This window comes from Escherichia sp. E2586, assembly GCF_005781105.1.
In the GTDB taxonomy this organism is placed as follows: Bacteria; Pseudomonadota; Gammaproteobacteria; order Enterobacterales; family Enterobacteriaceae; genus Escherichia.
The window spans coordinates 354,899-378,336 of record NZ_VATN01000004.1 but is presented as its reverse complement, the minus strand read 5'-3'; the positions used below and the strand labels follow the sequence as shown (position 1 = coordinate 378,336).

The window sequence follows — 23,438 nt, the reverse complement described above, 5'->3', positions numbered from 1 at the left end:
ATCAGCGCGCACATTGCCCCTATGCCCGTTTACCAACCTTACGAATACTTTTTCGTCCGCCGCGTTGGTGCGGTATTCGCCGGGTCGTCCGGCCAGACGTGTTTGGGATAACGCCCTTTCATCTCCTTTTGCACCTCACGATACGCCCCTTTCCAGAAGGCCCCCAAATCACGGGTGATTTGCAGCGGCCTTTGGGCGGGTGAAAGCAACTCCAGCACCAGTGGCACACGCCCCTGGGCGATTGTCGGATTGGTGGCTTCGCCAAACATCTCCTGCATTCTTACTGCCAGCGCAGGCGGGTTATCTTCATGATAACGAATGGCGATCCGACTTCCCGTCGGCACAGTGTAATGCGCAGGCAGGGAACTCACCAGACGTTGCTGCATTCCCCAATCGAGTAATCCATGCAGCGCCTGGTAAATATCGACTGATTTCAGGCCACGTAGCGAATGTACGCCGCTCATATGCGGCAACAACCACGTTTCAAGCGTCGCCAATAAACTCGCGTCATCGACCGCTGGCCAGTCATACTCTGGTAACCACTTCGCAGCGCACAGTAAACGCAGGCGTAGCTGTTCCGCTTCTGGCGTCCAGTTGAGGACGTTTAATCCTTTATCGCGTATACCGTTAAGCATCGCCTGATGTAATTCTTCTTCCGAAGGTTTCGCTAGTGGCTGCACTTTTACCGTGAGCTGGCCAATTTGCAGCCGACGCCAGGCTTTCAGCGTGCCTTGAGCGTCGTCCCACTCCACAGTGTCAGACTGCTGCACCAGTTGCGGGCAACGTTCTACTAACGTATCAATATCGACCGGCAGCGCCAGCAAAATCCGCGCATCCGGCAAGGCGCTGCCCTGCAATAATAACGGTGCGATCAGCCATTCGTGGCGGTTTAACGCGTCGTCGGCATCCAGCATCGCCCCCATGCCGTTCGCCAGTTGATAGCGTCCATCTTGCCCACGCCGACGAGCAATACGCTCGGCAAACGCTCGGGTGAGTAGCGGCGCAATAAGCGAACTGTCCTCCTCACCGCCGCGAACGTTTAAGCGTTTCAACAGTTGCTGACTACGTTGCTGCCAGGCTGGTTGATTACGCGAGAACGCCACGCCAAGATCGCCATTACCCATCCGTGGCGGTTCTTCGAGTATGGCGGCAATTTTTGCGGCGGTAGCCGCTTCATCGTCGCTCTTCGCACTCACCAGCATTGCCGCTAAACGCGGATCGTTACCCAGCGCCGCCATTTTTTGCCCTTGCGCACTAAGCCGTTCACCGTCCAGCGCCCCCAGCATGTGTAACAGACGTTTCGCCGCCTGTAGATTCACCGCTGGCGGGTGATCCAGCCAGTTCATCTGTGCCGGATCGCTACATCCCCATTGCAGTAATTCCATCAACAAACCGGAGAGATCGCTTTGTAAGATCTCCGGTTCACTTTGCGCTGCGGCGCGTTCCGCCTGCTCTTTAGCGATTAAATGCAGGCAAATACCTGGCTCCAGACGCCCGGCGCGCCCGGCACGTTGGGTCATCGACGCCTGGCTAACGCGCTGAGTGATCAACCGAGTAAGACCCGTACGCGGATCAAAGCGCGCTACCCTTTCCTGGGCGCAATCCACCACCAGACGGATACCTTCGATGGTTAGACTGGTTTCAGCGATGTTGGTCGCCAGCACCACTTTGCGCATTCCTTGCGGCGCAGGGAGGATAGCTTTTCGCTGATCGTTCAGCGACAACGCGCCATACAGCGGGCAGAGCAACACATCACTGCCGATACGTGACGCCAATTGTTCCTGCACGCGCTGAATTTCTCCGACACCAGGTAAAAATAACAGTAATGACCCAGTTTCCTGGCGCAGCAATTCGGCGGTAGCGGCAGCTACTGCTTCGTCAAAGCGTTGGTGTGCAGGCAACGGCAAATAGCGGCGCTCCACCGGATACGAGCGCCCTTCGGAAACAACAACGGGCGCTTCTGGCAGCATCTGCTGCAAGCGATCGTTATCCAGCGTAGCCGACATAATTAGCAGCTTTAAGTCATCGCGCAGACCTTGTTGCACATCGAGTAACAACGCCAGCGCCAAATCCGCCTGCAAACTGCGTTCATGAAATTCATCGAGGATCACCAGCCCCACGCCGTTCAGTTCTGGGTCGCGCTGGATCATGCGCGTCAACACGCCTTCGGTGACCACTTCCAGACGAGTATTCGGCCCGACGCAGTTTTGCGCACGCATCCGGTAGCCAACTGTGTCGCCAGGCTTTTCGTTCAGCAGCTCCGCCAGGCGTTGCGCAACGTTACGCGCCGCCAGTCGACGTGGCTCCAACAGGATGATTTTCCCGTGAATCCCTGGATGCGCCAGCAGTTGCAGCGGTAGCCAGGTCGATTTTCCGGCTCCGGTCGGCGCACTTAATAACACCTGCGGCGCATAATCGAGGGCGGCAAGTAATTCAGGTAAGACGGCTGCAACGGGTAACGACGACACAAAACGCTCCAGAGGGTTAACATTCTTCGCGCCACATTGTAGCATCGCGGTAATTCATAACCGAGTGCCTGACATGTCTGAACCGCAACGGCTGTTCTTTGCCATTGACCTACCTGCTGAAATCCGCGAACAGATTATTCACTGGCGCGCCGCACAGTTTCCACCTGAAGCGGGCCGCCCGGTTGCTGCTGAGAATTTGCATCTGACGTTGGCGTTTTTAGGCGAAGTAAGCGCAGACAAAGAGAAGGCGCTCTCACTGCTGGCCGGGCGAATTCGTCAACCCGGTTTTACACTCACGCTTGATGACGCAGGTCAGTGGCTGCGTTCACGCGTGGTATGGTTGGGTATGCGCCAGCCGCCGCGCGGCTTAATCCAACTGGCGAATATGCTTCGTTCTCAGGCAGCACGCAGTGGTTGTTTTCAAAGCAATCGACCATTTCATCCGCATATCACCTTATTGCGCGACGCCAGCGAGGCGGTAACAATCCCACCGCCTGGTTTTAATTGGTCATATGAGGTGAAGGAGTTCACTCTTTATGCTTCCTCGTTTGCCCGTGGGCGTACACGCTACACACAGCTCAAACGCTGGACGCTGACGCAATAAAAAGGATTGTCATAATGGAATTTTCTCCTCCTTTACAGCGCGCCACGCTAATTCAGCGTTATAAACGCTTTTTAGCCGATGTGATCACACCTGATGGTCGTGAATTGACGCTACACTGCCCCAACACTGGCGCGATGACCGGTTGTGCAACGCCTGGCGATACCGTCTGGTATTCGACTTCCGACAATACAAAACGGAAATACCCGCACACCTGGGAATTAACCCAAAGCCAAAGCGGCGCATTTATTTGCGTTAATACGCTTTGGGCGAATAGATTGACGAAAGAGGCTATCCTTAATGGGGAAATTTCGGAGCTATCAGGCTATAGCTCGCTGAAAAGCGAAGTAAAATACGGTGCCGAGCGCAGTCGTATTGACCTCATGTTACAGGCGAGGTTTCGACCTGACTGCTATATTGAAGTGAAATCGGTTACGTTAGCGGAAAATGAGCAAGGTTACTTTCCCGATGCCGTTACCCAACGTGGGCAGAAACATCTTCGGGAGTTGATGAGCGTAGCGGCTGAAGGCCAACGAGCGGTGATTTTTTTCGCTGTACTGCATTCAGCCATTACACGGTTTTCACCCGCGCGCCACATCGATGAGAAATACGCGCAACTATTGTCAGAAGCACAACAGAGGGGAGTAGAAATTCTGGCTTATAAAGCGGAACTTTCTGCTGAAGGTATGGCTCTTAAAAAATCACTGCCTGTTACATTGTAGTAGTGTAAGTAACTGGTTAATTTACATTCTGGTCGCGTGCGCAAATACGCTTTTCCTCACACAGTTGTCAAGTGTTACGTTTAGATAATTGCTATCCGGAAAAGCATCTGCTATTTATAGCGGCCTCATTTTTCCCCCGAACATGGGGATCGATAGTGCGTGTTAAGGAGAAGCAACATGCAAGAAGGGCAAAACCGTAAAACATCGTCCCTGAGTATTCTCGCCATCGCTGGGGTGGAGCCATATCAGGAGAAGCCGGGCGAAGAGTATATGAACGAAGCCCAGCTGGCGCACTTCCGTCGTATTCTGGAAGCATGGCGTAATCAACTCAGGGATGAAGTCGATCGCACCGTTACACATATGCAGGATGAAGCAGCCAACTTCCCGGACCCGGTAGACCGTGCAGCCCAGGAAGAAGAGTTCAGCCTCGAACTGCGTAACCGCGATCGCGAGCGTAAGCTGATCAAAAAGATCGAGAAGACGCTGAAAAAAGTGGAAGACGAAGATTTCGGCTACTGCGAATCTTGCGGTGTTGAAATTGGTATTCGTCGTCTGGAAGCGCGCCCGACAGCCGATCTGTGCATCGACTGCAAAACGCTGGCTGAAATTCGCGAAAAACAGATGGCTGGCTAATTACAGCCGTTCCATCACGTTTACCACAGGCGGGAAATACTCCCGCCTTATTTTTTGTTCAAAGAGATGACAGACACACAGTATATTGGTCGCTTCGCCCCCTCTCCTTCCGGCGAGCTTCATTTTGGTTCTCTGATTGCTGCGCTTGGCAGCTATTTGCAGGCTCGCGCCCGGCAAGGTCGCTGGCTGGTACGCATTGAAGATATCGACCCGCCTCGTGAAGTTCCCGGTGCCGCAGAAAATATCCTGCGCCAGCTGGAACATTACGGCCTGCACTGGGACGGCGATGTTCTTTGGCAATCCCAACGTCACGACGCCTATCGCGAAGCACTCGCCTGGTTACATGAGCAAGAGCTAAGTTATTACTGCACCTGCACGCGTGCGCGTATCCAAAGCATTGGCGGTATTTACGACGGTCATTGCCGAACATTGCATCATGGACCAGACAACGCGGCTGTGCGTATTCGGCAGTTGTATCCGGTCACGCAGTTTACTGATCAACTACGCGGAATTATTCACGCCGACGAAAAACTGGCGCGAGAAGATTTTATTATTCATCGTCGTGATGGTTTGTTTGCCTATAACCTGGCGGTGGTGGTCGATGATCACTTCCAGGGCGTCACAGAAATTGTTCGTGGGGCAGATTTAATTGAACCGACAGTGCGGCAAATCTCGCTGTACCAGCTTTTTGGCTGGCAGGTGCCAGATTACATTCATTTACCGCTGGCGCTAAACGCACAAGGCACTAAACTTTCCAAGCAGAATCATGCGCCTGCGTTACCGAAAGGCGATCCGCGCCCTGTGCTAATCGCGGCACTTCATTTTCTGGGTCAGCAGGCAGAAGCGCACTGGCAGGATTACAGCGTAGAGCAAATCCTTCAGTCAGCCGTCAAAAACTGGACGCTGACCGCCGTGCCAGAGTCGGCAATTGTAAATTCAACATTCTCAAATGCGTCATGCTGAGCTATGATTAGCCGCTATTTTTTTGTCCTGAATGATGTTTGACACTACCGAGGTGTATTATTTTTACCCGAGTCGCTAATTTTTGCCGCAAGGTGTTGAGCCGCGAGGAGAGCGAAGCTGAACAAGCAGTCGCCCGTCCACAGGTGACGGTGATCCCGCGCGAGCAGCATGCTATTTCCCGCAAAGATATCAGTGAAAATGCCCTGAAGGTAATGTACAGGCTCAATAAAGCGGGATACGAAGCCTGGCTGGTTGGCGGCGGCGTACGCGACCTGTTACTTGGCAAAAAGCCGAAAGATTTTGACGTGACCACCAACGCCACGCCTGAGCAGGTGCGCAAATTGTTCCGTAATTGCCGCCTGGTAGGTCGCCGTTTCCGTCTAGCTCATGTGATGTTTGGCCCGGAAATTATCGAAGTCGCCACCTTCCGAGGTCACCACGAAGGCAATGTCAGCGACCGCACGACTTCTCAGCGCGGGCAAAACGGCATGTTGCTACGCGACAACATTTTCGGCTCCATCGAAGAAGACGCCCAGCGCCGCGATTTCACTATTAATAGTCTGTATTACAGCGTCGCGGATTTTACCGTCCGTGATTACGTTGGTGGCATGCAGGATCTGAAAGACGGTGTTATCCGCCTGATTGGGAACCCGGAAACGCGCTACCGTGAAGATCCGGTACGTATGCTGCGCGCAGTACGTTTTGCCGCGAAACTGGGGATGCGCATCAGCCCAGAAACTGCCGAGCCGATCCCACGCCTTGCTACTCTGCTCAACGATATTCCGCCAGCACGCCTGTTTGAAGAGTCTCTTAAACTGCTGCAAGCGGGCTACGGTTACGAAACCTATAAACTGCTGTGTGAATATAATCTGTTCCAGCCGCTGTTCCCGACCATTACCCGTTACTTCACGGAAAATGGCGACAGCCCAATGGAGCGAATCATTGAGCAGGTACTGAAGAATACCGATACGCGTATTCATAACGATATGCGCGTTAACCCGGCGTTTTTGTTTGCCGCCATGTTCTGGTATCCACTGCTGGAAACAGCGCAGAAAATTGCTCAGGAAAGCGGCCTGACCTATCACGACGCTTTCGCGCTGGCGATGAACGACGTACTGGACGAAGCCTGCCGTTCACTGGCAATCCCGAAACGTCTGACTACGCTAACTCGCGATATCTGGCAGCTGCAGCTGCGTATGTCCCGTCGTCAGGGCAAACGGGCATGGAAACTGCTGGAGCATCCGAAATTCCGCGCCGCCTACGACCTGCTGTCCCTGCGTGCTGAAGTGGAACGCAACGCCGAGCTGCAACGTCTGGCGAAATGGTGGGGTGAGTTCCAGGTTTCTGCGCCACCAGACCAAAAAGGGATGCTCAACGAGCTGGATGAAGATCCAACACCGCGCCGTCGTACTCGCCGTCCGCGCAAACGCGCGCCGCGTCGCGAGGGTACCGCATGACGGTGGCGTATATTGCCATAGGCAGCAATCTGGCCTCTCCGCTGGAGCAGGTCAATGCTGCCGTGAAAGCATTAGGTGACATTCCGGAAAGCCGCATTCTTGCCGTTTCTTCATTTTACCGTACCCCACCGCTGGGGCCGCAAGATCAACCCGATTACTTAAACGCAGCCGTAGCGCTGGAAACCGCTCTTGCCCCTGAAGAGTTACTCAATCACACACAGCGTATTGAGTTGCAGCAAGGTCGCGTCCGCAAAGCTGAACGCTGGGGGCCACGCACGCTGGACCTCGACATTATGTTATTCGGTAATGAAACGATTAATACCGAACGACTCACCGTTCCGCACTACGATATGAAAAATCGTGGATTTATGCTGTGGCCGCTGTTTGAGATTGCGCCGGAGCTGGTTTTTCCTGATGGAACAACATTAGACAACTTATTACGAATAAATAAATACGATGAATTAAATAAGTGGTAATACAATAATCTCTTGAATATAAATAAATTCTGAAAATACTTCCCAACAATTGCAATCAATGCTTCCTTTAAGCTACAACCACAATTAATAATATATTCCACCCTCTTAACCCTCCCACCCCATACACTATTTTTTCAACTTTAGATATTTAGTTTTACTTAAAGATGAATTAAGTGGATATATAATTTTTATTATGCACAATATCCCCCCTAATGATGAGCAGATGTAACATTCGGTAAATTCAAGTCCTCATCATTAACAAACCAATCTTTCTAGTCTATCGGGCCTCCCCATGTGCGGACTCCCGATTGAAGTTAAACTCATGGAATATAATTCAAGGATTTTTATGTCTAAAAAATTAGGTTTTGCCCTGTCTGGTCTTATGCTGGCAATGGTTGCAGGTACTGCTTCTGCAGATATGGACGGTGGTCAGTTAAATATCAGCGGTCTGGTTGTTGATAACACCTGTGAAACCCGTGTAGACGGTGGTAACAAAGATGGTCTAATCCTGCTGCAAACTGCAACTGTTGGTGAAATCACTGACGGCGTACTGAATGATACCGTTGGTGCTAAAGCTAAACCTTTCAGCATCACCGTTGACTGTAGCAAAGCGAACCCGAATCCAGGTAGCACAGCTAAAATGACCTTCGGTTCTGTTTTCTTTGGTAATAGCAAAGGAACGCTGAACAACGACATGTCTATTAACAACCCGTCTGATGGCGTAAATATCGCTCTGCACAATATTGATGGTTCCACTATCAAACAGGTTCAAATTAACAACCCCGGCGATGTGTATACTAAAACCATGGATGCAACGACAAAATCTGCAATTTATGATTTTAAAGCATCTTACGTTCGTGCTGACGCAAATCAGACAGCGACTGCTGGTTATGTAAAAACTAACACTGCATACACCATTACTTATCAGTAAGTATTCACCAATTAAATTGATTGAATGAATATACAGGGAATAGTATTAATAATTACTATTTTTATATTATTCCCTGTTTTAATTAACTCTGTCAGGGATGGTTTATGTTTTTTAACACCAAACATACAGCAGCTTTATGCTTCGTAACCTGTATGGCTTTTAGCTCATCGTCTATTGCGGATATTGTCATTTCGGGTACTCGCGTAATATATAAAAGCGATCAAAAAAGTGTCAGCGTACGTCTGGAAAATAAAGGGAATAACCCGTTACTTGTCCAGAGTTGGTTAGATACTGGCGATGACAACGCTGAACCTGGCAGTATTACAGTCCCCTTTACCGCCACACCGCCAGTATCGCGTATTGATGCCAAACGTGGGCAAACAATCAAACTGATGTACACCGCCAGTACCTCACTGCCTAAAGACAGGGAGAGCGTATTCTGGTTTAACGTACTGGAAGTTCCACCAAAACCAGATGCAGAAAAGGTCGCGAATCAAAGCCTGCTGCAACTGGCATTTCGCACACGTATAAAACTGTTCTATCGCCCGGATGGATTGAAGGGAAATCCCTCTGAAGCCCCATTAGCCCTGAAATGGTCCTGGTCAGGTTCAGACGGTAAAACGGCATTACAAGTCACTAATCCAACGCCTTACTACGTCTCTTTTAGCAGTGGCGATTTAGAAGCCAGCGGTAAACGCTATCCGATTGATGTGAAAATGATTGCACCATTCAGTGATGAAGTCATGAAAGTCAATGGCCTTAATGGCAAAGCAAATTCTTCAAAAGTGCACTTTTACGCCATTAATGACTTTGGTGGCGCCATTGAAGGTAATGCCCGACTGTAATCAGGCAAGGATATAATTCCGCAGGAAGCATAGCGTGACTATAAAATATACTAAAAATTATCATCATCATCTGACCCGTATCGCCACGTTATGCGCGCTGCTGTATTGCAATAGTGCTTTCAGTGCTGAACTCGTTGAATATGACCCTACCTTCCTGATGGGGCAGAATGCATCTAATATTGATCTCAGTCGATACAGCGAAGGTAACCCCGCTATACCGGGTGTTTACGACGTCAGTGTTTATGTCAACGATCAACCAATCATTAACCAAAGTATTACATTTGTAGCGATTGAAGGAAAAAAGAACGCCCAGGCCTGTATCACATTAAAGAATTTATTGCAGTTTCATATTAATTCCCCCGATATAAATAACGAAAAAGCCGTTCTGCTTGCCCGGGATGAAACGCTCGGTGATTGCCTCAATTTGACGGAAATTATCCCTCAGGCTTCCGTTCGTTATGACGTTAACGATCAACGTCTGGATATAGACGTTCCTCAAGCCTGGGTAATGAAAAATTACCAAAACTATGTTGATCCATCATTATGGGAAAACGGCATTAATGCGGCTATGTTGTCATATAACCTCAACGGATATCATAGTGAAACCCCTGGTCGAAGAAATGACAGCATTTATGCTGCTTTTAACGGTGGTATGAATTTAGGTGCATGGCGACTGCGAGCCTCCGGCAACTACAACTGGATGACCGATTCTGGCAGTAATTATGATTTTAAGAATCGGTATGTACAACGAGATATCGCCTCACTACGCTCTCAATTAATTATTGGTGAATCTTATACTACGGGCGAAACCTTTGATTCCGTCAGTATCCGAGGCATTCGCGTATACAGTGACAGCCGAATGTTGCCTCCGACATTAGCCAGCTTTGCACCTATCATACATGGCGTCGCCAATACCAATGCCAAAGTCTCTATTACGCAAGGCGGCTATAAGATTTATGAAACGACTGTGCCTCCAGGCGCTTTCGTCATTGATGATCTTAGCCCGTCAGGGTACGGCAGTGATCTTATTGTGACCATCGAAGAATCCGATGGCTCAAAAAGGACATTCTCGCAACCTTTTTCATCGGTTGTTCAAATGTTACGCCCTGGCGTTGGACGTTGGGATATTAGCGGCGGCCAGGTCTTAAAAGATGATATTCAGGATGAACCTAATTTATTTCAGGCCAGCTACTACTACGGTCTGAATAACTATCTGACGGGTTATACTGGTATTCAGATTACCGATAATAACTATACCGCCGGTTTGTTAGGTCTTGGCCTGAATACCTCAGTCGGTGCATTTTCTTTCGATGTGACTCACTCCAATGTCCGTATCCCGGATGATAAAACATACCAGGGGCAAAGTTATCGTGTTTCCTGGAACAAATTATTCGAAGAAACAAGTACTTCACTGAATATCGCGGCCTATCGCTATTCAACACAAAATTACCTTGGTCTTAATGATGCACTAACTCTAATTGATGAAGTGAAACATCCCGAACAAGATCTTGAACCACAAAACATGCGTAATTACTCGCGCATGAAAAATCAGGTTACGGTCAGTATTAACCAACCGTTGAAATTTGAGAAAAAAGATTACGGTTCATTTTATCTTTCCGGAAGTTGGTCCGATTACTGGGCTTCAGGACAAAATCGTAGCAATTACTCTATTGGCTACAGTAACAGTACATCCTGGGGCAGCTACAGTGTCAGTGCACAGCGTTCATGGAATGAAAACGGCGACACTGACGATAGCATTTATCTCAGTTTCACCATTCCTATTGAAAAATTACTTGGCACTGAACAGCGTACTTCAGGTTTCCAGAGTATTGATACTCAAATGAGCAGTGACTTTAAGGGCAATAATCAACTCAACGTCAGTAGCAGTGGCTATAGCGATAACGCTCGCGTCAGTTATAGCGTGAATACAGGCTATACGATGAATAAAGCCAGTAAAGATATGAGTTATGTTGGTGGATATGCCAGCTATGAGTCACCGTGGGGAACCCTGGCCGGTTCAGTTTCTGCGAATAGCGATAACAGTCGTCAAGTTTCTCTCAGCACTGACGGTGGTTTTGTATTACATAGCGGCGGCCTGACCTTCAGTAATGACAGTTTTAGCGACTCCGATACACTGGCGGTAGTTCAGGCTCCTGGTGCCAAAGGGGCTCGAATAAATTATGGCAACAGCACTATCGATCGGTGGGGTTATGGTGTCACCAGTGCCCTTTCTCCTTATCATGAAAACCGTATCGCGCTGGATATCAACGATCTTGAGAACGATGTTGAATTAAAAAGTACCAGTGCTGTTGCTGTGCCGCGTCAGGGTTCAGTCGTCTTTGCTGATTTTGAAACTGTGCAAGGGCAATCAGCGATTATGAACATCACTCGAAGTGATGGTAAAAATATTCCATTTGCTGCAGATATTTATGATGAGCAGGGTAATGTAATTGGTAATGTTGGACAGGGTGGACAGGCTTTTGTTCGTGGTATTGAGCAGCAAGGAAATATCAGCATTAAATGGCTCGAAGAAAGTAAACCTGTAAGTTGTCTTGCGCATTATCAACAAAGTTCAGAAGCAGAAAAAATAGCGCAATCTATTATTCTGAATGGAATTCGGTGTCAGATTCAGTAACTACAAGGGACGTCAAATGATAAAAACAACGCCACATAAAATAGCGATACTGATGGGAATATTATTATCACCCTCAGTATTTGCAACGGATATTAATGTAGAGTTTACAGCCACTGTCAAAGCGACAACCTGTAACATCACACTTACTGGTAATAATGTCACGAATGATGGTAATAATAACTACACATTAAAAATCCCTAAGATGGGGCTGGATAAGATCGCAAATAAAACGACAGAAGCTCAGGCTGATTTTAAACTGGTTGCCAGTGGGTGCAGCAGTGGCATTAGCTGGATCGATACCACTCTGACCGGAAACGCCTCATCAAGTTCACCCAAGCTTATTATACCGCTGTCTGGTGATACAAATTCTACGACAAGTTATATCGGTATAGGTTTCAAGAGACGGAATACTGATGATGCCACTTTTCTTAAACCCAACAGTGCGGAAAAGATACGCTGGGACACAGGCGAAATACCGTCCGACAAAGGTCTTGAAATGACTGTTGCGCTACGTGAAACATCTCAAGGCGCTGGTGTGCCGGGGAACTTCCGCGCTCTGGCGACGTTTAATTTCATCTATCAATAATAAGGATAATTAAGATGACATTTAAAAATTTACGTTATGGATTATCCAGCAGTGTCGTTTTGGCTGCCTCATTGTTCAGCGTACCCTCTTATGCAGCAACAGACAGCATTGGGCTGACCGTTATTACCACTGTGGAAATGGGTACCTGCACAGCAACACTTATGGATGGTAATAATAAAATCTCCACGGTTAATTTTGGTGATGTATATATATCTGAAATCAATGCTAAAACCAAAATTAAAACATTCAAACTACAGTTTAAAGATTGTGCAGGAATTCCAGGAAAGAAAGCATATATAACATTAACCAAAGTTGGCACATGTGAAGGAAATGCCAATAATGGTGATGGATTTGCCAATGCATCTACATCCACAGAAAAAGCAAATGCGGTTGTGGTTGAAGTCTGGGGTGCCATAACACCAGATCGAGCAGATAAAAATAAACAATTTAGCTGCGCTACTCCTCAAGCGAAAGAAAAGAGTATTGTGGGTGCAACAGGTACTAATGTTGTGGACTTTGATATGAGTGCAGTCCTTGTGGTAGATAAGGATAAAACTGTCAATAATGTTACGGCAGGTAATTTTTTCGCCCCTGCAACATTTACTATCACCTATAACTAACAGACTGACAGATTCAGGAACTATATATGCATCCCACTCAACGTAAGCTGATGAATAGAATAATTCTGTTTCTGTCATTACTGTTTCCCATTACCTGTCCAGCCATCGCTGGACAGGATATCGACCTTGTTGCCAATGTAAAAAACAGCACGTGCAATAGCGGAATCAGTAACCAGGGTAATATTGATCTTGGCGTCGTTGGGGTGGGATATTTTTCTGGTAATGTTACTCCTGAAAGTTACCAACCTGGTGGAAAAGAGTTCACTGTTACTGTCTCAGACTGTGCATTCCAGGGAACTGGCGATGTGTTAAATCAATTACATATTGATTTTAGAGCTCTTAGCGGTGTCATGGCTGCTGGGTCCAGGCAAATATTTGCCAATGACGAAGCAACAGGCGCTAAAAATGTTGGCGTAGTTATTTTTTCTATCCAGGATTCTGCAAATACGTTCAATGTATTAAATACAGCAGGTATATCACGCTCAGTCTATCCCGTGATGACATCAGTAATGGATAATTCATCATGGAAATTTTATGCCAGAATGCAGAAAATTGATTCCACACTGGATGTTACTTCTGGCCAAGTCAAAAGCACCGTACTGGTTGATATTTATTATGAGTAACTCTAATGTAAGAAAAAACAATATGCACACACAGACCACCACATATTATATGCACGTATTATTTAAATTTTTCTATATAATTCTAACTACACTATTCTGCATCTCAGCTTACGCAAACAATACAAGTTTCATTGTAGGTAATAATGCTGGCGTTGATGCCTTTATTGGTCCATCTTCAAGCGGAAAAGCAATATTTCGTTATGCGACTATTACTAACAATCTGGTGTTTTATAAACCACCTCCCGGTGATGGCATTAACAAAACTGATGTAAAACTGTTTTGGTCTCAACTAGATAGTTTGGGAGGGAGTGGGGGGACAGGGACTCTTTACTGTAATACCAGTGGAAATGCCAGTGGGGCACCGATGAAAATTGAAAATGCAATGATTGACTCTCATTTAACTTACGCGGGTCATAAGTTATTTTCAACGTCTGTTCAGGGACTCTATTATACGCTATCAATTTCCAACATTTGGTCAGCCTGGGTCAAATCAAATATCAGTGGAGATAGTATTTATATTGGAGATAGCGCAGACCAATACTTTTCATTCTACATAGATGATGTGGATCTTCAGACAAGAGGTTGCGACAGAGCAAATACAACCAGTAAATATTGGGCTATTGGTGGTTTAATGCAGAGTCTCACCGTTGAATTTTATACTGATTCATCTTTCAACCCGACACAAAACCAACAGGTTCAGTTGTTAAGCTCATCCGACTATCTTTATGCTTTCAAGGCTTATGGTGTTGGTGATGGTATTAATCAACACAGCAATCACCTTTATATAAATTTTGATTTAGTCAATATAAAAATCACTTTACCTACTTGTTTTACTTCAGTATTAAGCGGCACCAATGTAAGCGGCTCTACAGTAAAAATGGGAGAATATGGTCCTGGACAAATTAAAAATGGCGCAACTCCGGTTCTTTTTGACATTTCGTTACAGAACTGTATTCGTGTTCGTAATATCGAAACAAAATTAGTTTCAACAAAAATCGGCATAGAAGACAAACAGCTTCTTGGAAACACCCTCACAGGAACGGGGGGGGCAAAAGGTGTCGGTGTACTTATTGAAGGATTAGCCACTAGCAGAAGCGCCTTAATGACTCTGAAGCCTAATGACGCAACCTCTGTATATAAAGATTATGAAGAGGAAGATGATAATACTGACGGAATTTACCCAGATAAAGGCAATGGAACGACACAACCACTTCACTTCCAGGCGACGTTAAAGCAAGACGGGAATATTGCTATCGAACCCGGTGAATTTAAAGCCACCAGTACATTCCAGGTAACCTATCCCTGATAACATTGTGGCACCGTCTGGTAATGGCGGTGCCACAATAGAGAAATCATTGCCCCCACCAATGTGACTGATAAAATGCCAGACAGCACAACATCATTTATCAGGATACGTTATGAAACCGACCACCATCTCCTTACTGCAGAAGTACAAACAGGAAAAAAAACGTTTCGCGACCATTACCGCTTACGACTACAGCTTCGCGAAACTTTTTGCTGATGAAGGACTTAACGTCATGCTGGTAGGCGACTCACTGGGCATGACGGTTCAGGGGCATGACTCCACCCTGCCAGTTACCGTTGCTGATATCGCCTACCATACCGCTGCGGTACGTCGCGGCGCGCCAAACTGCCTGCTGTTGGCTGACCTGCCGTTTATGGCGTATGCCACGCCGGAACAAGCCTTTGAAAACGCCGCAACGGTTATGCGTGCCGGTGCCAATATGGTCAAAATTGAAGGCGGTGAGTGGCTTGTTGAAACGGTAAAAATGCTTACCGAGCGCGCAGTACCTGTATGTGGTCACTTAGGTTTAACGCCGCAGTCAGTGAATATTTTCGGCGGCTACAAAGTACAGGGGCGCGGCGATGAAGCGGGCGATCGACTGCTCAGCGATGCATTAGCCTTAGAAGCCGCTGGTGCACAACTGCTGGTGCTGGAATGTGTGCCGGTTGAGCTGGCAAAACGCATTACCGAGGCACTGGCGATCCCGGTTATTGGTATTGGCGCAGGCAACGTCACCGACGGGCAGATCCTCGTGATGCACGACGCCTTTGGCATTACCGGCGGTCACATTCCTAAATTCGCTAAAAATTTCCTCGCTGAAACGGGCGACATCCGTGCTGCCGTGCGGCAGTATATGGCTGAAGTGGAGTCCGGCGTTTATCCGGGCGAAGAACACAGTTTCCATTAAGGAGTCACGTTGTGTTAATTATCGAAACCCTGCCGCTGCTGCGTCAGCAAATTCGCCGCCTGCGTATGGAAGGTAAGCGCGTGGCGCTGGTGCCAACCATGGGTAACCTGCACGATGGCCATATGAAACTGGTCGACGAAGCCAAAGCCCGCGCCGATGTGGTGGTGGTCAGTATTTTCGTTAACCCGATGCAGTTCGACCGCCCGGAAGATCTGGCTCGATATCCACGCACTTTGCAAGAAGACTGCGAAAAACTGAACAAGCGCAAAGTCGATCTGGTTTTCGCGCCCTCGGTAAAAGAGATCTACCCGAACGGTACCGAAACCCACACCTATGTTGATGTTCCTGGCCTTTCGACCATGCTGGAAGGTGCCAGCCGTCCGGGACATTTTCGCGGCGTGTCGACCATCGTCAGCAAGCTGTTTAACCTGGTTCAGCCGGACATCGCCTGCTTCGGCGAAAAGGACTTTCAGCAACTGGCGCTGATACGCAAAATGGTTGCTGATATGGGCTTCGATATTGAGATTGTCGGCGTACCGATTATGCGCGCGAAAGACGGTCTGGCGCTGAGTTCCCGTAACGGTTATCTGACGGCGGAACAACGCAAAATTGCGCCCGGTCTGTACAAAGTTTTAAGTTCGATTGCCGACAAATTGCAGGCTGGAGAGCGGGATCTCGATGAGATTATTGCCATTGCAGGGCAAGAACTGAATGAAAAAGGCTTCCGCGCTGATGATATTCAGATTCGCGATGCCGACACGCTGCTGGAAGTCTCTGAAAACAGCAAACGGGCAGTAATTCTGGTAGCCGCCTGGCTTGGCGATGCTCGCCTGATCGACAACAAAATGATCGAGCTGGCGTAATACTTAACTGGCGCTACAGCTGATGGCGCCAGTTATTCATTGCCACGTCAACTGTCATAACACAGGTAACTTAATTAAGGCTAATTAGCTTATCAACCTCTGCAAGAGATAAATTTGCCAACTCTGCAACATCCTCACGAAGTATTCCTTTCCTCAGAAGACGTTGGGCGCATTCCTGTCTTACCTCCTGGAGTCCCTCTTGATATCCCTCTTGATATCCCTTCTGAAACGCCTCCTGATACGCCTTCTGAAATCCCTTCTCTTCAAACCACTGCGCCAACGTCTGCCTGGTTTCTCTCCGTGTCTTTATGTCCATAGATTCCCTTAATTATCTGGTCAGTTAACAATAACAATTATCTGGCTAAAACTGATAATGCAGATAACTTAGTTAATCAGCTTATCAAGCTCAGCAAGAGGTAAATTTGCCATCTCTGCAACGTCTTCTCGAGACATCCCTTTACTCAAAAGACGCTGGGCGAATTCCTGCCTTTCCTCCTGCCTTCCCTTCTCTTCAAACCACTGCGCCAACGTCATCATAGACTCCCCTCCTGTTTCCCTGTCTCTCACCACACCGTAAAACAAATCCGCTTGTTCAGTATGACCGCGTTGCAGCATATAGTTTTGCATGGCAACTAACTGACTTCCGCTAGTGTACCCTTCGTCAATCAGCGTGACCAGTTGCTCCAGCAATAACATTAAGTCGCGCTGGCGAATATGTTTTTGCAGCAGTTCGAGAATCGCAATCCGCCGATGTTGCATGATTTCGTCATCCGGTGTGATGGTGATGTCCACCAGCGGGAATGGACTGTTATAGACGCGTCGCGCCAGCTCCGGCGAGTAAAACATATCAAACCAGCACATTGAGAGTGGATAAGGTGTGGCCTCGCCCTGATAAAACAGAATCGGCACCACCAGCGGCAGCTTATCGTGGTCAGCCTCCAGATGCCGGTGCATGGCGGCAATCGAATAGCGCATCATGCGAAAGGCCATTTTCTTATCCGGCTTGCTTTGATGCTCAATCACAACGTGCAGATAACCAGGATTGCCCTGCATTTGCACGGAATAGAGCACGTCCGTGCTGTGTCCTTTCAGGCTTTCTTCGATAAAACTCCCCGACTCAAGATGCAGCGTGTCGAGATCACACAGTTCGCGTAATTCCACTGGCAAATGTATCTCCAGAAAGTCGCGAGCCGTCTCCGCATGCATTAAAAATTGTTTAAATACCGCGTCATGCGGTGTGGTACTCGGTGCGTCCATCTTCCCTGCCTTCCATGTTGCCCTATGTGAAGGAAGTATCCGGCCAATATGCGCTGTCGTCTGCTGCCTCTTTGTTGTTTACCGAGCAGTGTTCAGAGAAATTTCAATTGGTTACAGGCGTTACATGGCAAGCTTCGGCGCGGTACGCAAACTGCTGGTGCAAATGCCACCAGATCAGTAGACACTTATCAAAAATCGGGCAATACTGCGTGAGAATTTCCTCAAAGCAGGCATCGCCTGCTTCGTTAACGACAGGGTAGAAAGGTAGAAGTTATGATTCGCACGATGCTGCAGGGCAAACTCCACCGCGTGAAAGTGACTCATGCGGACCTGCACTATGAAGGTTCTTGCGCCATTGACCAGGATTTTCTTGACGCAGCCGGTATTCTCGAAAACGAAGCCATTGATATCTGGAATGTTACCAACGGCAAGCGTTTCTCCACCTATGCCATCGCGGCAGAACGCGGTTCGAGAATTATTTCTGTCAACGGTGCGGCGGCCCACTGTGCCAGCGTCGGCGATATTGTCATCATCGCCAGCTTCGTCACTATGCCAGATGCAGAAGCCCGTACCTGGCGCCCCAACGTTGCCTACTTTGAAGGCGACAATGAAATGAAACGTACCGCGAAAGCGATTCCGGTACAGGTTGCCTGATAATCACCCCTGCGGCTGGTTACTCACCAGCCGCGACATCGTCTCCAGCGAATCTGTCCTTAAAATATACAGCCGCTTTAATAAATACGGATTATCCCCCGGTTTTACTTTACCTTTCATGGTGGTCACCGCCAGATGAAATCCAGCTTCATTTGCCGCCGTTACCGCTTTGTCATTAAATCCACCAAATGGATACGAAAGATACAAGACTCGAGGATTAAATTGGTTTAGCGCCCGGCGAGAGCGTTCGAAATCAAACAGAATATTATGCTCACTGCGGCTGAGTAATATGGGTCGGCGATAACCATCAACCCGATGTAAAAAATGCGTATGCGACTGGAAATCAAAAACATCGCTGACATCACGCAGTTCAGAAACACTCATAAACTGTAATGACTGCGGATTCCATTTCTGTGGATGACGTTTGATGCGAGAGGTAATAATAAACGCCGTCGCCTTCATGCCATATTGTTTCAGAATGGGATATGCATAACGACTCACTGATTTCAAGCCATCATCAAACGTCAGCACCACCGCGCGAGCCGGAAGATTCATCGAATTACGCAGATACCCTTCCAGTTGATACAAGGTTAACGTGGTATATCCACGATCGCGCAACCAGGTCATCTGGTTATTGAAAGCTCGCACCGACGTCGTGGTCGAAGTATGACGAAAACGGGTGTTCTCTTCATCGCGTAAAATATGATGGTAGGTCAATACAGGAATACCGTTATCCTGCTGCGCATCCAGTGCACTGATATAGGCCAGTCGTTCGCCAATACGAATTTGATACCAGGTTTGATTCAGGCGATCTTTTAATTTATTAATAATGGGATAACGCAAATTATCGGCCAACACGCCAAATGGCGCACTACCCGCATCAGGCGCGTTGTATATCGGAGTATCTTTCCATGTAATAAGATTTTGGTTACTCAGTGGCTTATTCAGATCCCCCAGACCATCTTCAACTTTTTGCCGCCCTTGTACAGGTTCCAGATGCCCTTTATCAATATACCCCGTAGCAAAACCAAAATTGAATTCATAATAATCGGCAGCGGTTGGGATGACCGAAATAATCTGCCCGGCGCGAATGTTGCCGACGGTTACCGTTTTGTCGCCAATTTTTCCCCAGATAGCTGCATCCTGAGTGGTTTGCATATAACGCGCGGGAAGCGCTGCGCCGACACCAGATGAAACCAGCAGCAGTAAAAAAATAATCTTTTTAATCATGAGAAAACTACCAGGCGAGAAACAGCGCCGTTAGTGTAGCAAAATCGGAATGCGATTTAATACTCGAACCAATTATGCTTGAGGACAAAGGGGGGATTTTTTTGTTGTTGGAGCCAGAGACTACTGACTTCAGGCCCACCCAGTTCGACAATTCGCTCGCGAAACTCCGCACTGGATAACGTTTCACGGTAGGCCAGCATCTGCTCAATTAACGGTAACGTGACACCAGAAATCACTTCGCAACGGGAATGTTTGTGGCTTAATAACGATGCAACACGATAAGGCGCAGCACCTGCAATATCGGTTAAAAAGATAACCCCATCGCCAGAATCTGTTTCATGCAGAGCATCGCACATCATGCGGCTGAGCATATTGGAACTTAATCCGCGCCAGAAATTCACCGCCCGGCACTGGATAAGTGCGCCATGTTTTTTTTCCAGCGCATCCAACATCTCTTGCGCCCGGTCGTCGTGACAGGTAATTACCCAACCTAACATTACCTTCCTCCTTAGCTGAAAATCAGTCTACCCTGACCATTGTTGATAAAGGGTGATAGTCGTCAAAACTCCTCTCCCCCGAATCCAGAGGAGAGGAACTAGCCTTAGCTGCGCAGACCGCGTCCGCGCTGGATCAGCGACCAGCAGATCAGATAAAACGCAATAATAAAAATAACCAGCACACCAAAAGTAGTAACCAGCGGCACATCATTAATGCCGAGGAAGCCGTAGCGGAATCCACTGATCATATAAACGATTGGGTTGAGATGCGACAGCCCCTGCCAGAACGGTGGTAACAAGGTCAGTGAGTAAAACACCCCGCCCAAATACGTGAGTGGCGTTAACACAAAGGTTGGTACCAGGCTGATGTCATCAAACGTTTTGGCAAACACACCATTAAGCAATCCGGCAAGAGAGAACAACACCGCCGTGAGCACCAGCGTTAAAGCGACAAATACCCACGAATGCACCTGAAACGGTACAAAGAACAGCGAAATTGCTGTCACCAGCATACCAACAAGCAGTCCGCGCGCTACGCCACCGCCGACATATCCGGCAATAATGACGTGAGTCGGAACCGGAGCGACCAGCAGTTCTTCAATATTACGCTGGAACTTGGCGCCAAAAAATGATGAAGCGACGTTGGCGTAGGCATTGGTGATTACCGACATCATGATCAGCCCCGGAACAATGAACTGCATATAGCTGAAGCCATGCATATCGCCAATACGCGAACCAATCAGGTTACCGAAGATGATAAAGTAAAGGGTCATGGTGATAACCGGTGGCACCAGCGTCTGTATCCAGATACGCATAAAGCGATGGATCTCTTTCGCCCAGATGCTTTTTAACGCCACCCAGTAAAGATGCATCATGTGCGATCTCCTTGTTTTTCATTAACCAGTGAAACAAACAACTCTTCCAGACGGTTAGCTTTGTTACGCATACTTAATACCTGAATGCCCTGCTCACTTAACTGCGTGAATACGCTGTTGATCCCCTGCTCACGCAGCACTTCAACTTCCAGCGTGGCGGTATCTACCAGTCGGTACTGATAGCCATCGAGCTTCGGTAACGGGCTTTTCGGTGCGAGATCGAGAATAAAGGTTTCTGATTTCAGCTTTGCCAGCAGTGCCTTCATCGAGGTATTTTCCACCAGTTCGCCGTGCTGAATAATGCCGATATTGCGGCACAGCATTTCTGCTTCTTCCAGGTAATGCGTGGTAAGAATGATGGTGGTGCCTTTGTCGTTTAAATCCTTCAAAAAGCCCCACATTGAGCGACGAAGTTCGATATCCACGCCTGCCGTTGGCTCGTCCAGAATCAGCAGTTTAGGTTCATGCATTAACGCACGGGCGATCATTAAACGGCGCTTCATCCCGCCAGATAACATACGTGCACGTTCGTTACGTTTCCCCCACAAATCGAGTTGTTTAAGATACTTTTCGCTGCGGATGTACGCTTCTTTGCGCTCTACACCGTAGTACCCCGCCTGATTCACCACAATTTGCTGTACGGTTTCAAACGGGTTGAAGTTAAATTCCTGTGGCACCAGTCCCAACTGACGTTTAGCGTTGACGACATCTTTTTCAAGATCGTAACCAAATACGCTGACCCGCCCGGAGGTTTTATTTACCAGAGAGCTGATAATACCGATAGTGGTTGATTTTCCGGCCCCGTTCGGCCCGAGAAGCGCATAAAAATCACCCGCTTCGACTTGCAAATCTATTCCACGAAGCGCCTGAACGCCGCCTGGATAGGTTTTTTTAAGCTGTTGAAGTTCCAGTGCAATGGTCATAAATTTTTACTTACCTTACGTTCTTACACTTTATCTGTGGTTTAAATCGTCCCGGAGTTGCCCTATATTAGCCAAACGTAATTATTTGGTTACAGGTCGTTAACCTCCATGAAAGACATAGATACACTCATCAGCAATAATGCACTATGGTCAAAAATGCTGGTGGAAGAGGATCCCGGGTTTTTTGAGAAACTGGCACAAGCGCAAAAACCGCGCTTTCTATGGATTGGATGTTCCGACAGTCGCGTTCCTGCAGAACGTTTAACCGGTCTTGAGCCGGGCGAACTCTTTGTTCACCGTAATGTTGCTAACCTGGTCATTCACACCGACCTGAACTGCCTTTCCGTGGTTCAGTATGCAGTGGATGTTCTCGAAGTTGAACACATTATTATCTGTGGCCACTACGGTTGCGGCGGCGTACAAGCCGCAGTTGAAAACCCGGAACTGGGGCTTATCAACAACTGGCTGCTGCACATCCGCGATATCTGGTTCAAACATAGCTCATTGCTCGGCGAAATGCCGCCAGAGCGCCGTCTGGATACCTTGTGTGAACTGAACGTCATGGAACAGGTATATAACCTGGGCCACTCCACCATTATGCAATCAGCGTGGAAACGCGGGCAGAAAGTGACCATTCACGGCTGGGCCTACGGCATTCACGACGGCTTGCTGCGTGATCTGGATGTTACTGCCACCAACCGCGAAACCCTTGAGCAACGTTACCGTCACGGGATTTCCAACCTCAAGCTGAAACACGCCAACCACAAATAAATATGCTATGCCGGATGCAACACATCCGGCAACTTCACACTTACTCGTCCAGCAGAATCACTTTGCCGATATACGGCAGATGACGGTAACGCTGTGCGTAATCAATGCCGTAACCCACCACAAACTCATCCGGGATCGAGAAACCGATAAATTCTACCGGGACGTTCACTTCACGACGGGACGGTTTATCCAGCAGCGTACAAATCGCCAGCGACTTCGGTTCACGCAGGCTTAAGATTTCACGCACTTTCGACAGTGTATTCCCCGAGTCGATGATATCTTCAACAATCAGCACGTCCTTGCCACGGATATCTTCATCCAGATCTTTGAGGATTTTCACATCACGGGTGGTGGACATGCCACTACCGTAGCTGGAGGCGGTCATAAAATCGACTTCATGAGATACCTGAACTTCACGGCACAGGTCCGCCATAAACATAAATGAGCCACGCAGCAGACCTACCAGCACCATATCGCTGCCGCTGTCTTTATAACGCTCAGTAATCTGACGACCCAGTTCGGCGATACGCGCTTTAATCTCCGCTTCGGGGATCATTACTTCTACAGTATGTTTCATATCTCTAACCATATGATT

Annotated in this window: 25 protein-coding genes; 17 read left to right on the top strand and 8 right to left on the bottom strand. The window is 48.1% G+C overall.

Features of this window, described 5'->3' with window-relative positions; genetic code table 11:
• Positions 1-38: 38 nt before the first annotated feature.
• Complete coding sequence (hrpB, locus tag FEK50_RS04915) at positions 39-2,468, bottom strand: ATP-dependent helicase HrpB (RefSeq protein ID WP_131161224.1); 2,430 nt, start codon at positions 2,466-2,468, stop codon at positions 39-41.
• A 73-nt stretch (positions 2,469-2,541) separates the two neighbouring features.
• Between hrpB and thpR the strand changes: the two genes are divergently transcribed.
• The 15 genes from thpR (at position 2,542) to panC (ending at position 16,636) form a co-directional block, all read left to right on the top strand.
• Entirely contained in the window at positions 2,542-3,072 is a 531-nt protein-coding gene (gene thpR, locus FEK50_RS04910) for an RNA 2',3'-cyclic phosphodiesterase (RefSeq protein ID WP_131161225.1), read from the top strand.
• Positions 3,073-3,086: 14 nt separating this feature from the next.
• Positions 3,087-3,791: a DNA/RNA nuclease SfsA gene (gene sfsA / locus FEK50_RS04905; protein ID WP_130204989.1), complete on the top strand. Its 705-nt coding sequence runs from the start codon at positions 3,087-3,089 to the stop codon at positions 3,789-3,791.
• A 177-nt stretch (positions 3,792-3,968) separates the two neighbouring features.
• Entirely contained in the window at positions 3,969-4,424 is a 456-nt protein-coding gene (gene dksA, locus FEK50_RS04900; protein WP_001155227.1) for an RNA polymerase-binding protein DksA, read from the top strand.
• Between the two features lie 66 nt (positions 4,425-4,490).
• Complete coding sequence (gene gluQRS / locus FEK50_RS04895; protein ID WP_135524483.1) at positions 4,491-5,387, top strand: tRNA glutamyl-Q(34) synthetase GluQRS; 897 nt, start codon at positions 4,491-4,493, stop codon at positions 5,385-5,387.
• A gap of 59 nt (positions 5,388-5,446) precedes the next feature.
• Entirely contained in the window at positions 5,447-6,844 is a 1,398-nt protein-coding gene (gene pcnB, locus FEK50_RS04890) for a polynucleotide adenylyltransferase PcnB (RefSeq protein ID WP_205712810.1), read from the top strand.
• The gene (gene folK / locus FEK50_RS04885; protein WP_130204983.1) at positions 6,841-7,320 is read left to right on the top strand and encodes a 2-amino-4-hydroxy-6-hydroxymethyldihydropteridine diphosphokinase; all 480 of its coding nucleotides are present in this window, start codon (positions 6,841-6,843) and stop codon (positions 7,318-7,320) included. Before pcnB ends, folK begins: the two co-directional genes overlap by 4 nt.
• A gap of 346 nt (positions 7,321-7,666) precedes the next feature.
• Entirely contained in the window at positions 7,667-8,251 is a 585-nt protein-coding gene (locus tag FEK50_RS04880; RefSeq protein ID WP_130204981.1) for a fimbrial protein, read from the top strand.
• Between the two features lie 104 nt (positions 8,252-8,355).
• Positions 8,356-9,096, top strand: coding sequence for a fimbrial chaperone (locus FEK50_RS04875; RefSeq protein WP_130204979.1), 741 nt, complete (start codon positions 8,356-8,358; stop codon positions 9,094-9,096).
• A gap of 34 nt (positions 9,097-9,130) precedes the next feature.
• A complete protein-coding gene (gene htrE / locus FEK50_RS04870) occupies positions 9,131-11,731 on the top strand; it encodes a Yad fimbria usher protein HtrE (RefSeq protein WP_131161227.1) in 2,601 nt (866 codons plus the stop codon).
• A 16-nt stretch (positions 11,732-11,747) separates the two neighbouring features.
• Positions 11,748-12,317, top strand: a complete 570-nt coding sequence (locus FEK50_RS04865) for a fimbrial protein (protein ID WP_130204975.1) — start codon at positions 11,748-11,750, stop codon at positions 12,315-12,317.
• A 14-nt stretch (positions 12,318-12,331) separates the two neighbouring features.
• Entirely contained in the window at positions 12,332-12,937 is a 606-nt protein-coding gene (gene yadL, locus FEK50_RS04860) for a fimbrial-like protein YadL (RefSeq protein WP_131161228.1), read from the top strand.
• Between the two features lie 26 nt (positions 12,938-12,963).
• Positions 12,964-13,560 (top strand): fimbrial-like protein, encoded by a 597-nt coding sequence (locus FEK50_RS04855; RefSeq protein ID WP_131161229.1) that lies wholly within the window; start codon positions 12,964-12,966, stop codon positions 13,558-13,560.
• Positions 13,561-13,582: 22 nt separating this feature from the next.
• Positions 13,583-14,866 carry a fimbrial-like adhesin gene (locus tag FEK50_RS04850; RefSeq protein ID WP_276320327.1) on the top strand — a complete coding sequence of 428 codons (1,284 nt, stop codon included), beginning with the start codon at positions 13,583-13,585 and terminating at the stop codon, positions 14,864-14,866.
• A gap of 112 nt (positions 14,867-14,978) precedes the next feature.
• Complete coding sequence (gene panB / locus FEK50_RS04845) at positions 14,979-15,773, top strand: 3-methyl-2-oxobutanoate hydroxymethyltransferase (protein ID WP_131161230.1); 795 nt, start codon at positions 14,979-14,981, stop codon at positions 15,771-15,773.
• Between the two features lie 11 nt (positions 15,774-15,784).
• Positions 15,785-16,636, top strand: coding sequence for a pantoate--beta-alanine ligase (gene panC / locus FEK50_RS04840; RefSeq protein ID WP_131161231.1), 852 nt, complete (start codon positions 15,785-15,787; stop codon positions 16,634-16,636).
• A 70-nt stretch (positions 16,637-16,706) separates the two neighbouring features.
• Here the strand turns inward: panC and FEK50_RS04835 are convergent, their stop codons facing one another.
• Both FEK50_RS04835 and rpnC read right to left on the bottom strand, forming a co-directional pair.
• Positions 16,707-16,952, bottom strand: coding sequence for a hypothetical protein (locus FEK50_RS04835; protein ID WP_131161232.1), 246 nt, complete (start codon positions 16,950-16,952; stop codon positions 16,707-16,709).
• Positions 16,953-17,020: 68 nt separating this feature from the next.
• Complete coding sequence (rpnC, locus tag FEK50_RS04830) at positions 17,021-17,893, bottom strand: recombination-promoting nuclease RpnC (protein ID WP_131161233.1); 873 nt, start codon at positions 17,891-17,893, stop codon at positions 17,021-17,023.
• A gap of 273 nt (positions 17,894-18,166) precedes the next feature.
• On the opposite strand from rpnC, the gene panD reads away from it, so the two are divergent.
• Positions 18,167-18,547 (top strand): aspartate 1-decarboxylase, encoded by a 381-nt coding sequence (panD, locus tag FEK50_RS04825; RefSeq protein ID WP_000621508.1) that lies wholly within the window; start codon positions 18,167-18,169, stop codon positions 18,545-18,547.
• Positions 18,548-18,550: 3 nt separating this feature from the next.
• Here panD and FEK50_RS04820 read toward each other — a convergent pair whose 3' ends face one another.
• The 4 genes from FEK50_RS04820 to FEK50_RS04805 all read right to left on the bottom strand — a co-directional run bounded on the left by FEK50_RS04820 (position 18,551) and on the right by FEK50_RS04805 (position 22,072).
• Positions 18,551-19,777, bottom strand: a complete 1,227-nt coding sequence (locus FEK50_RS04820) for a polysaccharide deacetylase family protein (protein WP_130204963.1) — start codon at positions 19,775-19,777, stop codon at positions 18,551-18,553.
• 56 nt (positions 19,778-19,833) lie between these two features.
• A complete protein-coding gene (locus FEK50_RS04815) occupies positions 19,834-20,274 on the bottom strand; it encodes a PTS sugar transporter subunit IIA (RefSeq protein ID WP_131161234.1) in 441 nt (146 codons plus the stop codon).
• A gap of 104 nt (positions 20,275-20,378) precedes the next feature.
• On the bottom strand, positions 20,379-21,149 hold the full coding sequence (locus tag FEK50_RS04810) for an ABC transporter permease (protein WP_064525104.1): 771 nt from the start codon (positions 21,147-21,149) through the stop codon (positions 20,379-20,381).
• Positions 21,146-22,072: an ABC transporter ATP-binding protein gene (locus FEK50_RS04805; RefSeq protein ID WP_000150638.1), complete on the bottom strand. Its 927-nt coding sequence runs from the start codon at positions 22,070-22,072 to the stop codon at positions 21,146-21,148. Before FEK50_RS04805 ends, FEK50_RS04810 begins: the two co-directional genes overlap by 4 nt.
• A 108-nt stretch (positions 22,073-22,180) precedes the next feature.
• On the opposite strand from FEK50_RS04805, the gene can reads away from it, so the two are divergent.
• Positions 22,181-22,843 carry a carbonate dehydratase gene (gene can, locus FEK50_RS04800; RefSeq protein ID WP_130204959.1) on the top strand — a complete coding sequence of 221 codons (663 nt, stop codon included), beginning with the start codon at positions 22,181-22,183 and terminating at the stop codon, positions 22,841-22,843.
• A gap of 40 nt (positions 22,844-22,883) precedes the next feature.
• On the opposite strand, the gene hpt is transcribed toward can, so the two are convergent.
• Positions 22,884-23,420 carry a hypoxanthine phosphoribosyltransferase gene (hpt, locus tag FEK50_RS04795; RefSeq protein ID WP_000683335.1) on the bottom strand — a complete coding sequence of 179 codons (537 nt, stop codon included), beginning with the start codon at positions 23,418-23,420 and terminating at the stop codon, positions 22,884-22,886.
• Between the last annotated feature and the right edge of the window lie 18 nt (positions 23,421-23,438).

Excerpts from the sequence above, each read along its gene's own strand:
- thpR (WP_131161225.1), top strand. The coding sequence starts at position 2,542 with ATGTCTGAACCGCAACGGCTGTTCTTTGCCATTGACCTACCTGCTGAA.
- sfsA (WP_130204989.1), top strand. The coding sequence starts at position 3,087 with ATGGAATTTTCTCCTCCTTTACAGCGCGCCACGCTAATTCAGCGTTAT.
- dksA (WP_001155227.1), top strand. The coding sequence starts at position 3,969 with ATGCAAGAAGGGCAAAACCGTAAAACATCGTCCCTGAGTATTCTCGCC.
- gluQRS (WP_135524483.1), top strand. The coding sequence starts at position 4,491 with ATGACAGACACACAGTATATTGGTCGCTTCGCCCCCTCTCCTTCCGGC.
- folK (WP_130204983.1), top strand. The coding sequence starts at position 6,841 with ATGACGGTGGCGTATATTGCCATAGGCAGCAATCTGGCCTCTCCGCTG.
- FEK50_RS04880 (WP_130204981.1), top strand. The coding sequence starts at position 7,667 with ATGTCTAAAAAATTAGGTTTTGCCCTGTCTGGTCTTATGCTGGCAATG.
- FEK50_RS04875 (WP_130204979.1), top strand. The coding sequence starts at position 8,356 with ATGTTTTTTAACACCAAACATACAGCAGCTTTATGCTTCGTAACCTGT.
- FEK50_RS04865 (WP_130204975.1), top strand. The coding sequence starts at position 11,748 with ATGATAAAAACAACGCCACATAAAATAGCGATACTGATGGGAATATTA.
- yadL (WP_131161228.1), top strand. The coding sequence starts at position 12,332 with ATGACATTTAAAAATTTACGTTATGGATTATCCAGCAGTGTCGTTTTG.
- FEK50_RS04855 (WP_131161229.1), top strand. The coding sequence starts at position 12,964 with ATGCATCCCACTCAACGTAAGCTGATGAATAGAATAATTCTGTTTCTG.
- FEK50_RS04850 (WP_276320327.1), top strand. The coding sequence starts at position 13,583 with ATGCACACACAGACCACCACATATTATATGCACGTATTATTTAAATTT.
- panB (WP_131161230.1), top strand. The coding sequence starts at position 14,979 with ATGAAACCGACCACCATCTCCTTACTGCAGAAGTACAAACAGGAAAAA.
- FEK50_RS04835 (WP_131161232.1), bottom strand. The coding sequence starts at position 16,952 with ATGGACATAAAGACACGGAGAGAAACCAGGCAGACGTTGGCGCAGTGG.
- rpnC (WP_131161233.1), bottom strand. The coding sequence starts at position 17,893 with ATGGACGCACCGAGTACCACACCGCATGACGCGGTATTTAAACAATTT.
- panD (WP_000621508.1), top strand. The coding sequence starts at position 18,167 with ATGATTCGCACGATGCTGCAGGGCAAACTCCACCGCGTGAAAGTGACT.
- FEK50_RS04820 (WP_130204963.1), bottom strand. The coding sequence starts at position 19,777 with ATGATTAAAAAGATTATTTTTTTACTGCTGCTGGTTTCATCTGGTGTC.
- FEK50_RS04815 (WP_131161234.1), bottom strand. The coding sequence starts at position 20,274 with ATGTTAGGTTGGGTAATTACCTGTCACGACGACCGGGCGCAAGAGATG.
- FEK50_RS04810 (WP_064525104.1), bottom strand. The coding sequence starts at position 21,149 with ATGATGCATCTTTACTGGGTGGCGTTAAAAAGCATCTGGGCGAAAGAG.
- FEK50_RS04805 (WP_000150638.1), bottom strand. The coding sequence starts at position 22,072 with ATGACCATTGCACTGGAACTTCAACAGCTTAAAAAAACCTATCCAGGC.
- can (WP_130204959.1), top strand. The coding sequence starts at position 22,181 with ATGAAAGACATAGATACACTCATCAGCAATAATGCACTATGGTCAAAA.
- hpt (WP_000683335.1), bottom strand. The coding sequence starts at position 23,420 with ATGAAACATACTGTAGAAGTAATGATCCCCGAAGCGGAGATTAAAGCG.